General features: G+C 64.4%; 13 protein-coding genes and 1 pseudogene. 2 read left to right on the top strand and 12 right to left on the bottom strand.

Annotation, left to right across the window (positions count from 1 at the left end):
- Positions 1-282 precede the first annotated feature (282 nt).
- Positions 283-1,089 (top strand): annotated as a pseudogene (locus CF161_RS33570) (MCP four helix bundle domain-containing protein); the annotation flags it as partial.
- Entirely contained in the window at positions 1,084-1,947 is an 864-nt protein-coding gene (locus tag CF161_RS33565; protein WP_371106491.1) for a methyl-accepting chemotaxis protein, read from the top strand. The pseudogene CF161_RS33570 and the gene CF161_RS33565, both read left to right, overlap by 6 nt.
- A 42-nt stretch (positions 1,948-1,989) precedes the next feature.
- Here the strand turns inward: CF161_RS33565 and CF161_RS00760 are convergent, their stop codons facing one another.
- The 12 genes from CF161_RS00760 to CF161_RS00705 all read right to left on the bottom strand — a co-directional run bounded on the left by CF161_RS00760 (position 1,990) and on the right by CF161_RS00705 (position 14,459).
- A complete protein-coding gene (locus CF161_RS00760) occupies positions 1,990-2,976 on the bottom strand; it encodes an NAD(P)-dependent oxidoreductase (RefSeq protein WP_043228366.1) in 987 nt (328 codons plus the stop codon).
- 22 nt (positions 2,977-2,998) lie between these two features.
- Positions 2,999-4,294 carry an MFS transporter gene (locus tag CF161_RS00755; RefSeq protein ID WP_020294620.1) on the bottom strand — a complete coding sequence of 432 codons (1,296 nt, stop codon included), beginning with the start codon at positions 4,292-4,294 and terminating at the stop codon, positions 2,999-3,001.
- A 69-nt stretch (positions 4,295-4,363) separates the two neighbouring features.
- Positions 4,364-5,323, bottom strand: coding sequence for a sugar kinase (locus CF161_RS00750; RefSeq protein ID WP_020294619.1), 960 nt, complete (start codon positions 5,321-5,323; stop codon positions 4,364-4,366).
- Positions 5,316-6,098, bottom strand: a complete 783-nt coding sequence (locus tag CF161_RS00745) for a sugar phosphate isomerase/epimerase (RefSeq protein ID WP_020294618.1) — start codon at positions 6,096-6,098, stop codon at positions 5,316-5,318. The genes CF161_RS00750 and CF161_RS00745 overlap by 8 nt, the downstream gene beginning before the upstream one ends.
- A 97-nt stretch (positions 6,099-6,195) precedes the next feature.
- Positions 6,196-7,215 carry a LacI family DNA-binding transcriptional regulator gene (locus CF161_RS00740; RefSeq protein ID WP_020294617.1) on the bottom strand — a complete coding sequence of 340 codons (1,020 nt, stop codon included), beginning with the start codon at positions 7,213-7,215 and terminating at the stop codon, positions 6,196-6,198.
- Positions 7,216-7,354: 139 nt separating this feature from the next.
- Positions 7,355-7,969, bottom strand: a complete 615-nt coding sequence (locus CF161_RS00735) for a LysE family translocator (protein WP_020294616.1) — start codon at positions 7,967-7,969, stop codon at positions 7,355-7,357.
- Positions 7,970-8,020: 51 nt separating this feature from the next.
- Positions 8,021-8,860, bottom strand: coding sequence for an AraC family transcriptional regulator (locus CF161_RS00730; protein WP_020294615.1), 840 nt, complete (start codon positions 8,858-8,860; stop codon positions 8,021-8,023).
- A 75-nt stretch (positions 8,861-8,935) separates the two neighbouring features.
- Positions 8,936-9,577 (bottom strand): DUF1345 domain-containing protein, encoded by a 642-nt coding sequence (locus tag CF161_RS00725; protein ID WP_020294614.1) that lies wholly within the window; start codon positions 9,575-9,577, stop codon positions 8,936-8,938.
- A gap of 213 nt (positions 9,578-9,790) precedes the next feature.
- On the bottom strand, positions 9,791-11,056 hold the full coding sequence (locus tag CF161_RS00720; RefSeq protein ID WP_020294613.1) for an efflux RND transporter periplasmic adaptor subunit: 1,266 nt from the start codon (positions 11,054-11,056) through the stop codon (positions 9,791-9,793).
- A 13-nt stretch (positions 11,057-11,069) separates the two neighbouring features.
- On the bottom strand, positions 11,070-12,566 hold the full coding sequence (locus CF161_RS00715) for a TolC family protein (RefSeq protein ID WP_020294612.1): 1,497 nt from the start codon (positions 12,564-12,566) through the stop codon (positions 11,070-11,072).
- Positions 12,559-13,758, bottom strand: a complete 1,200-nt coding sequence (locus tag CF161_RS00710) for an ABC transporter permease (protein WP_020294611.1) — start codon at positions 13,756-13,758, stop codon at positions 12,559-12,561. Before CF161_RS00710 ends, CF161_RS00715 begins: the two co-directional genes overlap by 8 nt.
- Complete coding sequence (locus CF161_RS00705; RefSeq protein WP_020294610.1) at positions 13,755-14,459, bottom strand: ABC transporter ATP-binding protein; 705 nt, start codon at positions 14,457-14,459, stop codon at positions 13,755-13,757. The genes CF161_RS00710 and CF161_RS00705 overlap by 4 nt, the downstream gene beginning before the upstream one ends.
- Between the last annotated feature and the right edge of the window lie 364 nt (positions 14,460-14,823).

Here is a 14,823-nt window from a genome sequence, read left to right as displayed (position 1 = left end):
GGAGGCTGGCCGCGCGCGCCGCGCTCTCCGCCAAACCGGCCGATGCGCTGTAGGCCCCGGGCCAGAGCCCTCCCGTGAAACTCCCGGTTATCCGCGGCGCCAACCTGGCGGTCAAGGCCACTCACTGAATGTGACTACCCGGTCACAACTGGAAATATTTTTTGCCGGCGGACGCATTAAACCTCAAGTCCGGCCGATATCCATTACAGGCTCGCAGACCAACTACAACAGTCGGGCCAACCTGTCACACCTCCAGCGCGGCTGGCCGACAGGGCTATTGGCATGGATGCGCGCAACCCCTTATTTCCCGAGAGTCGTCCTATGTCCCTACGTAATATCAATATCGCGCCTCGCGCTTTCCTCGGTTTTGCGTTCATTGCGTTGCTGGTCGTGGTGTTAGGTGTGTTTGCGGTCAACCGCATGTCAATCATTCGCCAGGCGTCCATCGATATGGACACCATCCAACTGCCGAGTGTGAGGTACTTGGGGAACATGACCGAGAACGTCCTGCGCATGCGCATCCTGTCGTTCCGCATCCTGGTCAACCGCGAAGCGGCCGGCCTGGATGAAGCGCAGACCCGCATCGGCGTGTTGGTAGACAAGCTCAAGCAGGCCCAGGCCAGCTACGCCGCGTTGCCGGCGGGCACTGAGGAAGCGGCGCTGTATAAATCCTTTGCCGCCACCCTGGAAAACTACCTGCAAGCCCAGAACCAGATGCTCGAGCTGTCGCGGCAGAACAAGCTGGAGGAGATGCGCAGCCTGATCAACACCCGGATCAAGGACGGCACCGACTTGATGGGTGAACAACTGAACAAGCTGGTGGCGATCAACACCGCCGATGCCACGGCGGCATCAGCCGATGCCGGCAACCATTACGACAGCGCGATCACCTGGATCATCCTGGTCGCCCTGGCGGCGGCATTGATGACGGTGCTCCTGGCGCTGTTGCTGACCCGCAGCATCGTGCAGCCGCTGAACCGGGCCCTGAGTGCCGCGCAAACCATTGCCGGCGGCGACCTGACCAAAGCCATCGAGGTCGACGGCAAGGACGAGTCGTCGCGCCTGCTCAGTGCCCTGGCCGATATGCAGGGCAACCTGCGCCGCACCATCGAGCAGATCTCGGGCTCCGCCACCCAGCTGGCGTCGGCCTCGGAAGAGCTCAGCGCAGTTACCGAGGAAGCCTCCCGTGGCCTGCAACAGCAGAACAACGAGATCGAACAGGCCGCCACTGCGGTCAATGAGATGACCGCCGCCGTGGAAGAGGTCGCGCGCAACGCGGTGTCGACGTCGGAGGCCTCGCACCAGTCGACCCAGGCCGCCCGTGAAGGCCGTGATCGGGTGGTCCAGACCGTCGATGCGATCCAGACCATGACCCACGACGTGCAAAACACCTCGGTGATGATCGAAGGCCTGGCCACCCAGGGCCGGGACATCGGCAAGGTGCTGGATGTGATTCGGGCCATTGCCGAGCAGACCAACCTGCTGGCCCTGAACGCCGCAATCGAAGCCGCCCGGGCCGGTGAGGCCGGACGTGGTTTTGCGGTGGTGGCCGATGAGGTCCGGGCCCTGGCCCACCGCACTGCGCAGTCGACCCAGGAAATCGAAAAAATGGTCGCCGGGATCCAGAACGGCACCGGCGAAGCGGTGCAGTCGATGCAGCAAAGCAATCAACGCACCCAGAGCACCCTGGAAATGGCCCGCGCCGCCGGTGTGGCCCTGGAGCAGATCGCCGAGTCGATCAACCTGATCAACGAGCGCAACCTGGTCATTGCCAGCGCCTCGGAAGAGCAGGCTCAAGTGTCGCGTGAAGTCGATCGCAACCTGGTGAACATCCGCGACCTGGCCACCCAGTCGGCGGCCGGTGCCAACCAGACCAGCGCTGCAAGCCATGAGCTGTCGCGCCTGGCGGTGGATTTGAACAGCATGGTGGCGCGCTTCGTCATCTGACCGGGCGTGAGTCCGGCGCCGGTCACGGCGCCGGAAGCCGGTTTAACCGGCGGCTTGTGGCCACAGCTGTGGATTGACCAGATTGGCCGGGCGTTGTCCGGCCAATGCCGCCAACAGGTTGTCGACGGCGCAGCGAGCCATGGCTTCGCGGGTTTCATGGGTGGCCGAACCGATGTGCGGGGTGGCCACCACATTGTCCAGTTGCAACAACGGCGAGTCGTGGTCCAGCGGCTCGCGCTCGAACACATCCAGCCCGGCCGCGCGGATCTTGCGCTGCTGCAACGCCTCGATCATCGCCCCTTCGTCCACCACCTTGCCCCGGGAAATGTTGATGAAGATGCTTTCCGGGCGCATCAGCTCGAACTCCCTGGCGCCGATCAAACCGTGTGTCTGGGCGGTCAGCGGCAATGTCAGGCAAATGAAATCGGCCTCCTGCAACAGTTGCTCCAGGCTGCAATAGCGAGCATTGAAGCGCGCTTCCACCGCCGGTTTCGGCGAGTTGCTGTGGTAGATCAGCGGCATGCCGAAGCCGAAGTGCCCGCGCTGGGCCAGGGCCTCGCCAATGCGCCCCATGCCGATGATGCCCAGGGTCTTGCCATGCACGTCGCTGCCAAAGTGCCGCGGGCCGATGTTGCTGTTCCACTGCCCGGCACGGACCAGGGTGGCCAGTTCCACCACCCGCCGCGCGGTGGCCAGGATCAGGGCAAAACCGGTGTCGGCGGTGGTTTCGGTGAGCACATCCGGGGTGTTGCTGAGCAGGATCCTGCGCTGGCTCAGGTAGTCGATATCGTAGTTGTCGACGCCCACCGAGACACTGGCGACCGCCTCCAGCTGCGGTGCCAGGTCCAGCAGTTCGGCGTCCAGGCGCAGGCTTGCGCCGAGCAGGCCCTGGGCCCGGGGCAGGGCCTGGCGCAGGCGCTGCATGCCGGCGGGGCTCAAGTCTTCGATCAGCGTGACCTCGGCCTGGGCTTGCAGGCGCGCCATCAGCTCAGGGGACAGTTTTTTGTAGACAACAACCTGTTTTTTCATCGGGTTCACCATCGTGTTCGATTCAGGAATGGGCCAGGCGTCGACGGGCAGGCAGGGCCGGCGCCGTGCGGTCACTGGCGCCGGGCTTGAGGAAAATCGTCAGGACCACCGACAGCAGCAGCGCGCCGCTCATCAGCAGGTAGGAAGCGCCGGGCGAACCGGTGGCGCTGTTCAGGTAACCCACCAGGTAAGAGCCGCCGAACGAACCGAGGGCGCCCATGCTGTTGATCAGCGCCATGGCGCCGCCGGCCACGTTGGCGGGAAGAATCTCCGGCACGATGGCAAAGAACGGCCCATAGGGCGCGTACATGCAGGCCCCGGCGATGACCAGCAAGGTGTAGGACCACCAGAAGTGTTCGGCGCCCAGCAGGTAGGAGCCGTAAAAGGCCACGGAGGCGATCAGCAGCGGCGGCCAGACAAAACGTTTGCGCTTCTGGATCCGGTCCGAGCCCCAGGACACCCCGAGCATCGCAATCACCGCCGCCAGGTACGGCAGCGCCGACAGCCAGCCGGCCTCGACCATGTCCATCTGCGCGCCGTGCTTGAGAATCGACGGCAGCCACAGCACAAAGCCGTAGACGCCGATGCTCCAGCAGAAAAACTGCAACGCCAGGATGATGACTTTGGGTGAGCGGAAGGCTTCGGCGTAGTTTTTTACCGCCTTCATGCCCACCTGTTCGGCGTCCAGGGTGCTTTGCAGGTCTTGTTTTTCCTGCGGGGTGAGCCATTTGGCGTCGCTTGGGCGGTCATCCGCCAGGCGCCACCAGATAAAGGCCCAGAGCACGGCGGGCAGGCCTTCGATGATAAACATCCAGCGCCAGCTGAAATGCTCCACCAGGTAGCCCGAGACCACCGACATCCAAAGCATGGTCACCGGGTTGCCGAGAATCAGGAAGGTGTTGGCCCGGGAGCGCTCGGCACGGGTGAACCAATGGCACAGGTAGACCAGCATTGCCGGCATCACGGCGGCCTCGACCACTCCGAGCATGAAGCGGATGACGATCAGCATGTAGGCGTTGGAGACGATACCGGTCAGGGTCGCCAGGGCGCCCCAGAGAATCAGGCTGACAAAAATCAGCTTCTTCACGCTGTGCTTTTGTGCGTAGATCGCCCCCGGCACCTGGAAGAAGAAGTAGCCGAGGAAGAACAGCGCGCCCAGCAGCGATGACAGCCCCGGGGTGATCATCAGGTCGGCGGCCATCCCGGAGGCGGCGGCAAACCCGTAGTTGGCGCGGTCCAGGTACGCCAGGCTGTAGGTGATAAAGACGATGGGCATGATGTACCACCAGCGGCGGGTGGCGAGTTTTGCGGTGTGCATGATGGAACTCCTGAGCTTGTTGTTTTTGTCGCAGCAGGTAACGCGTCACGGGTCAATCGGGTGCGGCGGTCAGGCGCTGGAACGCAAGCGAACGGCAGCGGGCTGGGGCAGTTCTTCTCGGCGCGGCAGGCCTTCCATATCGCCACGGCTCTGCACCGCGCGGCTGCCGATCCAGTTGGCGCGTTGTACGGCTTCGGCCATGCCGAGGTTTTCCAGCAGGCCGCTGATCAGGCCCACGGCAAAGCCGTCGCCGGCGCCTACGGTGTCCACCACCTGGGCCACCGGCACGGCCTCGACAAAACCTTGATCCAGTTGGGTGCGGTAATAGGCGCCGGCGGCCCCGAGCTTGATCACCACGGCCTCGACCCCCTGGTCCAGGTAAAACCCGGCGATATCGGCCGGGTCTTCCAAACCGGTCAGCAGGCGACCTTCACTCAGGCCTGGCAGCACCCAATGGGCCTGCACGGCCAGGCGGTTGATCTCGCTGATCATCTGTTTTTCGCTGTCCCACAGGCTGGGGCGCAGGTTGGGGTCGAACGACAGGCTGCGCCCGGCGGCGCGCATCTGGCTCATCAGCACCTGGGACAGCTCCCGGGCCGAGGCCGAGAGCGCCGGCGGGATGCCGGTGGCGTGCAGGTGCCGGGCCTTCAACAAGGCCGGCGCAATGTTGTTGACCGAGAGCCGGCTGGCTGCCGAGCCGCGGCGGAAGTACTCGACCCGGGGGTCGGCACCATGTTCTTCGAGGGATTTGAGCTGAAACCCGGTGGGGTGCGCGGGGTCGGTCTCGACAAAACGGCAATCCAGGCCCTCGGCCTTCAAGGTGTCGACCACAAAGCGACCGAATGAATCGGCGCCGACCCGGCTCAGCCAGGCCACGTTGAACCCAAGGCGCGACAGGCCGATGGCGACATTACTGTCGGCGCCGGCGATGCGTTTGTGAAAGTGCCCGACCGCAGCCAGGTCGCCGCTGTGCTCGGCGACGAACATGGCCATGGTTTCACCGAAGGACAGGATATCGATCTCAGACATGGGCGTTCTCCAGGCGGGACTGGCCCAGGCGGGCGAGGGTGGCGACGTGGTCACGGGTCAGTTGCACCAGGTCCTCGCCTTGCAGCGGGTATTCCACCGCGCGGTTAATACCTTGGGTCATGTGCCGCAACAGGTGTTCCCACAGATGCAGGTCGGCTGCGCTCGGCGCAATGGTCACCAGCTTGCCGTCGGCGCGGCGTGCCACGGCTTTGCAATGCACATAGCCGACATGCCGCCCCAGCAGGCGCGCGGCGGTGGCGGCCGACTGGTCCTGCCACTGCCAGTTGCCGATGTCGAAGGTCATTTGCACCGGCAGTTGCAGGCGCTCGACCTGATCGAAAAAACGCTGGAACGGTTCGATTCGCCCGCCATGCAGGGTCTGGTCGTTTTCCACCAGCAGCCGCACCGGGTGCCGCGCCAGCAGGGCACCGAGGCTCTGCAGGTCGTTGTTGTCGGTGAAGTACCCCAGGGAAACTTTCAAACCCGTGGCGCCAAAGGCATGGGCGCGCAACAGCGCCTGTTCCAGCTGCGGGTTGGCCTGGGACTGGCCGGCGACCCACAGCTCCAGTGGCGAGGAAAACAGGCTTTCGAGTTGCTGCGCCGCAGTGGCCTGGGCCAGTTCGGCCGGGACTTCGTTGGTGAGCAGCTCTTCACGCCATTCGATTCGTGAGGCCCCGGCGGCGGCCAGCACCTCGATGAAATGGCCTTGGCCGTGCGTGCGCACCAGGTCGGCACCGTAGCTGGAGAGGCTGATGGAAACGGGTGATTTATGCATTGTTATGACCTCTGAAACCGGTTTCATTTTTGTTCAAATTTTTTTGCTGAAGCCCATCCAACGTCTGTCGGCCGCGATTACAGCGAAAGACGGTGTTTCACCGACCCCGGGTCGAGCCCCGCACAATCAACTGCGCCGCAAAATCCAGGACCCGCAGCGGCTGGGTATCACCGCGCAGGCGCTTGAGCAGGCACTCGAACGCGCTGGCGCCAATGGCCTCGGTGGGTTGGGCGAGGGCGGTAATGCCGTTGCCCACCAGCGGGTACCAGTCCAGGTCATCGAGGGCGATCAGGCCGATCTCGTCGAACAGCGGGCAACCCAGTTCGCGCAGGGCCGTGGTGGCTGCCAACGCGGCGACGCCGTTGGCGCAGAACAGGGCTTTGGGCCCCGGGCCCGGGGCGGCGAGGAAGTGCTTCAGCTGTTGGATCAGGGCGCTGCCGGTTTCCAGTACCTGGCCGTGCAGGCCCGGGTGCTGGGCGATTTCGCTGTGGAAGCTGGCGACCCGCTCGATCCGCGAGCTGGTGCCGTCATGGGGTTCGCTGACCAGCACGAGGTCGCGGTAACCGCGCTCCTGCAGGTGGCTGATAGCCGCGTTGACCGCAGCGGGGTTGTCCAGACCCACCAGGTCGCTGTGCAATTGCTCGACCTTGCGATCCACCAGGACCATGGGCATTTCCTGGTGCAGTTCGCGCAGTTGGTCCAGGTGGTGGCCGAGGGTGTTCACGATCAGGCCCTCGATGTTGTACGAACGCAGGTTGGCCAGATGCTGGCGTTCCTGTTCGTCATCGCGGTCGGTGTTGCACACCACCAGGCTGTAGCCGTGCTGGCGGCAGGCGGTTTCCACGCCATGCATCACGGCAATCGAATAGGGGTTGCGGATATCGGCCACCAGCATGCCGATCAGGCGGGTACGCCCGCGTTTCAGGCCACGGGCCATCTGGTTCGGGCGGTAGCCCAGTTCCTCGATCGCCTGCTCGATGCGCAGGGCAATGGCATCGGAGAGCAGGGCGCGGTCGTCGCCGATAAAGCGCGAGACACTGGCCTTGGAGACTCCGGCGCGCTCGGCCACATCAAGCATGGTGACGCGGCTGCGCTGGGCGGCGGAAAAACTGTTCACGGGCAACGACCTTATTTTTTTGATTATTGGATTTCGCCAAGCTTGAACTTGCGCTGAAACCGGTTTCAGGAAACAGCAAAGCGCAATCGGCGTCAAGTCCGATCCACTGCTGCATCTGACCAACGGCGGGCGCCGCGATTCACGCCCACAGGCTGAGCCAGGCCGAAGCCAGCAACAGCAGGGCCATGCCCCGGTTGAAACGCTGCATGGCCTGAGGCGAGCGCAACACCTTGCTCGAACCGGCGCCGAGCATGGCCCAGGCTCCCAGGCACGGCAGCGAGATCAGGAAAAAAGCCAGGGACAGGTACAGCACATGGCTCTGGCGCTCGGCGCCTTCACCGGCGAAGACGCTGACCACCGCCAGCGCCATCATCCAGGTCTTGGGGTTGACCAATTGCAGGCTGGCACCCCCCAGCAGCCCCAGGCGGCGCGGGTTGCCACTGTCAGTCGCGGGGGCGAGGGCTGTGGCCGGTGCGCGGTAGATCTGCCAGGCCAGGTAGCTGAGCCAGAGGATGCCGACCCCTTGCATGGCCTGTTGCACCGCAGGCAGGCGGCTCAGGGACTGGCCGAAGCCGCTGCCCACCAGCAGCACGATAGTGGCCGCCGCGGTGCCGGCACCGAGGATAATCGGCAACGCCGCCTTGAAGCCGTAGCGCGCGCTGTTGCTCAGCACCAGGATGTTGGTCGGCCCGGGGGTGATGGAGGCGACGAAGGCAAACAGTAAAAACGGCAGCAGGGTGGGGAAAGACGTCATGGCAGGCTAGCTCCGGGGAAGATCGAGACGCCATCTTCGCCAGGGCGCGCCTCAGGCGTCTGGAAGCTTTGTGCAGCGCTTGCGGTACAGCGCCGGGGTCAGGCCGTAGGCCCGGACGAACCAGCGCCCCATATGGCTTTGATCGGCAAACCCCAGGGCCATGGCCACCTCGGCGGTGGGTTCGCCACGGGCCAGCAGGCGCCGCGCCCGAGCCAGGCGCAACTGCACCAGATAAGCGTGGGGTGGCAAACCAAAGGCCGCCTTGAACGCGCGGCTCAGGCGAAAACGGTCGACGCCGCAGGCCTGGCTCAGTTGACTGAGGCTGATGTCCTGCTGGCCGTGGGCATGCAGGTACTCTCGCGCACGGTGGGCCACCAGCGGCAGGCGCGGGTCATCGCGATAACGCTGGCGCCAGTGCAGGTGCCCGGTGAGTTGTTCGAGCAATTGGTCGAGAGCGCTCTGGCGCACGATCCGCAGTTCCCCGCTGTGCAGACTGTGGAAGGCGTTGCAGGTGGCCTGGGCCAGGCGCGGGTCACTGGCCAGGGTGCTGGCGAAGCTCAGTTGACTGTCGGCCGGCGCCTCTTCGAACAGCGCGCCGAGTTCGCGGGTCAGCCATTGCGGGTCGAGGTACAGCATGCGGTAGGTAAAACCGCCGGCGCTGGGGGCCTCGCCGTCATGCAACTCGCCGGGTTCAAGCAGGAATACCTTGCCCGGGGTGCTCTGGTGCCGCGCGCGGCGGCAGTTGAACTGCTGCACCCCTTGCTCGGTCACGCCCACCAGGTAGCTGTCGTGCCAGTGTGGGTCGTAGGCATGGCCGGTGAAGTGCGCGCGCAGGGTTTCAATGCCGGTCTCGGCGTCCTGGGCCAGATCGATCCAGTTGTGCGCAGTCATGGGCGCTCCGCGAAAGGGTCAAGGTCGTCAGTTAGCGCCCGCTGCCCGGGGCGGGTCTAGAAGATTTGTGCGCGGTCAACTGAACAGCCCGGCGGCGATGTTGATCGAGAAGCCGAGGATCGCCGTGTTGAACAGAAAACCGATCAGCGACTGCGCCAGCACGATCTTGCGCAGGCCACGGGTGGCCACGCCGACGTCGGCGGTCTGCACCGCCACGCCGATGGTGAAAGAGAAGTACAGGAAATCCCAGTAATTGGGAGTGGTCAGGTTTTCGGCGAAGCGCAGGGCCGGTTCCTTGCCCTCCCAGGTGTAGTAGAGCCGCGCGTAGTGCACGCTGAAAATCATCCCGATCAGCAGCCACGAGCCGACCACGGTCATGCCGGTGAAGCCGTAGTGCAACAGGCGCCGGGTGCTTTCCAGGTCCTTGCTGCCGCTGAGCTCGAAGGTGATCGCCGCCAGGCTGGCCAGGGCGGCGATGCACACCATGAACAGCACCAGGCTGGCGTTTTCATCCTCGACTTCGGCGATGCGCTTCACATCCTCGGCCTTGGCCCGCACGGCGAGCCAGAACATCAGCACCAGGTAGCTCCAGACCCCGGCGTTCCAGCCGATGAGGATCTTGCTGATCACCGAGTCGGCCGGGGCCAAGATCCCGACCGCCAGCCCGATCAGGGCACCGGCGGTCAGGCGGGGATGGGTGCGGACAATATGCGGCATGGCGACTCGCTGCGGGTGGCTGGGGGCTGGCGAACTCTAGCATGAACATTCCAATGCCCACCGTAGCCGCTGCCGCAGGCTGCGCTGGCCATCCCTGGCACCGCCTATCTGCCTGATAATCCACGGCGTCCTCAAGGGCCAGCGCAGCCTGCGGCAGAGGCCACGTCCATTGGTCATTCGAGACGCGGAGGCTCCACGGCATCCGGGCTTGGGTCACTCGGGAAGGCGAATAAACCCGGGTTGCAGGCCGAACACTTCCACGCCGTCGGCGGTGGATTTGCCGGCGGTGACCGGCAGCCGTTGCACCGGTTGGTCCGGCCCCTGGCGGTATTCCACGCTCATGCCGTCGGGGCCGCGCTGGATCGCCGCTGGCGGCACGATGAACGCCTGGTCATTGCGGTAGGTGACGATGGTCAGGCGCGCACTCATGCCCAGGCGCACCCGTTGCAATTGTTCGCGGGTCAGCTTGGGAATCGACAGGGTCACCGGAAACTGCGCACTGCCTCCGGCGCTGTCCCCGGAGGTCGCCAGGCTGCTGACGATATCCACCGTGCCGTTCAGGCGTTCACCGTCGAAACCATCGCCTAGAACCTCCACGCTTTGCCCCGGGTGCAACTGGTTGATGTCCAGTTCCGAAACCTTGCTGACGATCTTCAACTGCTCGATGTTGGCCAGGCCGAACAGCACTTGGCCCTGGTTGACCCGCGAACCGGCCTGAACCGGCCCTGAGGCCATGGCACTGGAATTTTGCCCCCCGGTCGAGCCCGGCGCCGGCACCACGATCCCGGCAAAGGGCGCCTGCACACTGCGCCCTTCAAGTAGGGTGCGCAGGGCCTGGTATTTCACGCTGGCGTTGGTCAGTTCCATTTCGGCGATTTGCAGGTATTCGCCTTTGCCCTGGGCCAGGGTTTGCTCAAGCTCGCCCTTGGCCGCCTGCAGATCGAGGCGTTGGACCTGCAACTGCTGGTTCAGGTCGTCCAGCTCATTGCGCGCGACGATGCCGCGACTGAACAGGTTCTGGCTGTCACTGAGCTTGCGTTCCGAGTTGCTCAGGGCCATTTCCGAGGTCCTGACCGCGCGCCGGGCACGGGTCACTTGCTGGCTGCTGTCCCAGTCCTGCAGTTCCTGCACCGCACGGCGCGCCTTGAGTTGGGCTGACAAGGCATCGCGCAACTGGATTTCCAGAAGGGCCGGGTCCATTTGCAGCAAGGTCTGCCCAGCCTCGACCCGTTGCCCCTGTTCCACCAGGCTGGCCTGGATGTTGCCGTCGAAAGGCGCGGTGAGGGTGATGGTCTGTTGCGGCTCGATCTTGCCCACCAGGCCAATCTGATGGCTCAAGGGCTGTTGTTGCACGGCAATCCATTGCGCGCGGGCCGGCTGATCGGCGGCGGGTGCCTGATAGCGCAGCGCGGCAAACCCGGCCACGCCCAGTACCAGCAACAGCACGCCGACCTGCAATGCACGCTTGTGGCGGCGCATAAAATCCGTCTTATCAATAGTCGTTGAGCGCAATGTCCCAGCTCTCCAAGGTCATGCCCAGGGTCAGATCCAGCTGGGTCTGGGCGTTCAAATAGGCAATCAGTGCATTCAGGCGGGCGTTTTCGGCGTTTCGCAGGTCGCCTTCGAAACTCAGCACCTGGAAGTTGCTGGAGCGCCCGGCGCTGAGTTTTTCCCGTTCGATGTCCAGTTTGCGCCGCGACAAGTCCACCGCGCGCTGGGCGATCTCGTATTGCCGCCAGCGCGTGCCGAGGTCACGCACCACATCGTTGACACTGCGCTCCAGGGCCTGGCGGGCATCGGCCAGCACCAGTTCCTGGTTTTCCACGTCGACCCGGGCATGCACCTCGGCCTGCCGGGTACTCAGATCGCCGATGGGAATCTGTACCTGGACCCCGGCATAGCTGTCCCAGCGGCGCCCGGAGCCGTTGCCGTTATCGTTGTCATAACGGTCGCGGATCTGGTTGGCCCCGGCGACCAGCGACACATCCCAGCGGCTCTGGTCCTTGGCGATCACCAGGTTCAGGTCGGCCTGCTGGCTGCCCAGCAGGGTGGACAAATACTGCGGCTGCTGCACCTGGGCCAGGCGCAGGGCCTGGCCCTTGTCGATGCTGACTTTGCTGGCCTCCAGGGCCTCGCTGGCGCGAATCGGCGTGGACAGGTCCAGGGCCAGCAAGCGCAGCAGCGACAGGCGATTGATGTCCACCTGGTTCTGCGCTTCTTCCACCCCCAGTTCCTGGGTGGCAATGTCGGCCTCGGTCTGCACGATCTCGAATTCCGCCATGCGCCCGGCGCCGATCAGCGCCTTGTTCACCTCCAGCAGGGCCGAGGCGCGCTTGAGGGCTTCCCGGGCAATGGCCAGTTGCTCCTGGGACCTGAGCAGCTCGCGGTAGGTGGTGATCACGTCGGAAATGGTCTGGGCCACGCTGGACTTGAGGTTGAGGCGATTGGCCTGCTCCGAGATCCGCGCCAGGCGCAGCGGGGCGGTGGTCACGTCCCAGCCGGCGCCGCGCAGCAGTGGCTGGATCACGGCCAGGTCCAGGCCATCGCTGCGATAGCGCCCGGCCCGGTCGGCAGTGTTCAGTTGCTGGGTCCAGGCCATGCTCAGGCGCGTGCCGTATTCACCCAGCAGGCTGGTGGTCGGCGCGACCGTGGCATTGCGGCTGCGGTCGGTGGTGCCTTGGGCGGTGCGGTAGTTGCCATTGAGCAGCAGCTTGGGGTTGAAGGCGTCTTCAGCCACCCGCAGGTCGAACTTCTGGGCCACCCGCTGCAGGTAGGCGCTGCGAATCCCGCGGTTATTGCGCAACCCCAGGTACACCGCGTCGCCCAGGGTCAGGTCGGTCATTTGCTGGCTCAGCAGCACACTGCGCGCCTGGGCGTTGCGCAATGAGGGCGCGGCGGCCTGGCTGGCCATGCTCGGCTCGGTGGCCGCGAGCAGGGGGGAGGTGAACAGGTAGAGGACGCAAACCATCCATGGGCGCCAGTCACTCATCGCGCAGGGCCTCCACCGGTTGCAGGCGAGACGCCGAAACGGCCGGGTACAGGCCGAAAAACAGCCCCACCAGCAAGGTACTGCCGACGCCCAGGGGCAGGGCGGCCGCCGCCAGGGTGAACTGCCAGCCGGACAGCAGCGCATAAATGGACGCCGCCGCGACCCCCAGCACCGCCCCGCACAATGCGCCGACGGCGGTCAGGGTCACGGCCTCCAGCAGGAACAGATTGCGGATATCCCGGCGGCGGGCGCCCAGGGCCATGCGAATGCCGATTTCCCGCCGGCGCTCGGACACGTTCATCAGCATCACATTCATCACGCCCACCCCGCCGCCAATCAGGGAAATGCCGCCCAGGGCCAGCAGCAGGTAGCTGAAGGTGCGGCTTTGGCGGGTCATGCCGTCGATGATCTGTTGCGGCAGTTGCACGGCGATATCCCTGCCTCGCAGTTGCTTCTTCAAGGCCTGGGTCAAGTCTTCGGCGGCCTGGTTCATGTCCTGGCCCACGGCCGCCCGGGCGATCACATTGCTGATCTGCGGCGCGGGGTAGATGCGGCGCATGCCTTGCAGGGGGATGAAGATCGAATCGTTGGCCTGGACCGGCACCATCAGCGATGCCGCTTGTTCCTGGAGGATGCCGATCACCAGGAACAGGTAGTCATTGACCCTGAGCCGGTCGCCGAGGCGCAGGGGATCTCCGGGGGTACTCAAGGCCTGGGCAACCTTGTGCCCGACCACGGTGTAGGTTTCGCCCTGATCGAAGTCCGAAAGAAAGCGCCCCTCGCGCACATTGAAACGCATGGCCCCGGCCAGTTCTTCGGTGCTGCCGACCAGGCCGGCGCCGGTGGAGCGGCCATGGAAGATCAGTGGGCCGCTGGCCAGGGTCACCGGGGCGATAAACATCATGTTCGGCGCGTCGCGGTGCAGTTGCTCCACGTCCAGCGTCGCCGGCAGCGGTATTCGGCTGTCGGCGGCCCCGGGGAATTGCACCGCCAGGGTGTCGGTGCCCATGTCCTTGAAAATCGCCGCGGCTTCCTCGGCCGCGTTGTTGCCGATATTGATCAGCGCCACCACCGAGGAACTGCCGATGACGATGCCCAGCAGCGCCAGGATCGAGCGCTTGCCCAGGGTGCGCAGGCTGACAAAAGCCTCGTGCAGCAATTGGCTGGCGCTTTGCTCGACCCTCAGGCTCATGCCGGGCACGCCTCCTGCACCACACCGTTGTGCACGCGGATTTGCCGTTGCAGGCGGCGGGCGATGTGCGGGTCGTGGGTGACGATGATCAGCGTCACGTGACGCTCGCGGTTGAGCGACAGCAACAGCTCCATGATGTCCTGGGCGGTGTGGCTGTCGAGGTTGCCGGTGGGTTCGTCGGCGAGGATCACCGAGGGCTGGCCGACCAGTGCCCGGGCAATCGCCACCCGTTGCCGCTGACCGCCGGAGAGGTCGGCGGGGCGGTGTTCGGCGCGTTCTGCCAGGCCCACCTGGTCCAGTACGTGCATGGCCCGCTGCAGTGACTCGCGTCGCGCCACGCCGCGATAACTCAAGGGCAGGGCAACGTTGTCCAGGGCGCTCAGGCGTGGCAGCAGGTTGAAGCTCTGGAACACAAAACCGATTTGCCGGTTGCGAATGGCCGCCAACTGATCGGGGCTGGCGCGGAAGATGTCATGGCCGGCGAAGCGGTAGTCGCCGCTGTCCGGCAGATCGAGCAGGCCGAGGATATTGAGCAGGGTGCTTTTGCCGGAACCGGAGGCGCCGAGGATGGCGCAGCTTTCGCCGACCTCGATGGTCAGCGAAACATCCTTGAGAATCTGCAGGTGCTGGTCTGCCAGCCGATAGCTCTTGCCGATGCCTTGCAGGGAGATAAAGCCTTCGTGAGCAATTGTGTCTGTCATTGCTTACCGCGCTGGCAGGCTGGGCGTCGCTGGGCAAATGCCTCAGAACCGAGAAGGGCGCAGAGGGCGTTGCACACAGGATCAGCACTGGTTTTATTTATTATTTTTAAAAATTTGTTTGAATAGTAGCTGTGATCCCAAGGTGACGCTAGCCGTCAAGCTCGGGGAATCGGGCAAATTTCTCCCGGGATTGCGTGACAATTTGAAACATTTTTTTCGCCCCGGTCAGTGCCAGACTGGCGAGTCGAAAAAGGCCCGGTTCAACCGGTGGCAGCCGGCAAAGGCTTGCTTTAAAAGGGCCGCACGGGTATAAAAAATCAAATTTTTTTTTAAAACGCTGTTCGTACGGTCAGTTTTTTACCCC

Origin of the sequence: Pseudomonas sp. CF161 (genome assembly GCF_000416215.1) — a bacterium.
Taxonomy (GTDB): domain Bacteria; phylum Pseudomonadota; class Gammaproteobacteria; order Pseudomonadales; family Pseudomonadaceae; genus Aquipseudomonas.
The sequence above is the reverse complement of the archived record's forward strand: the minus strand, read 5'-3'. Positions and strand labels throughout refer to the sequence as shown.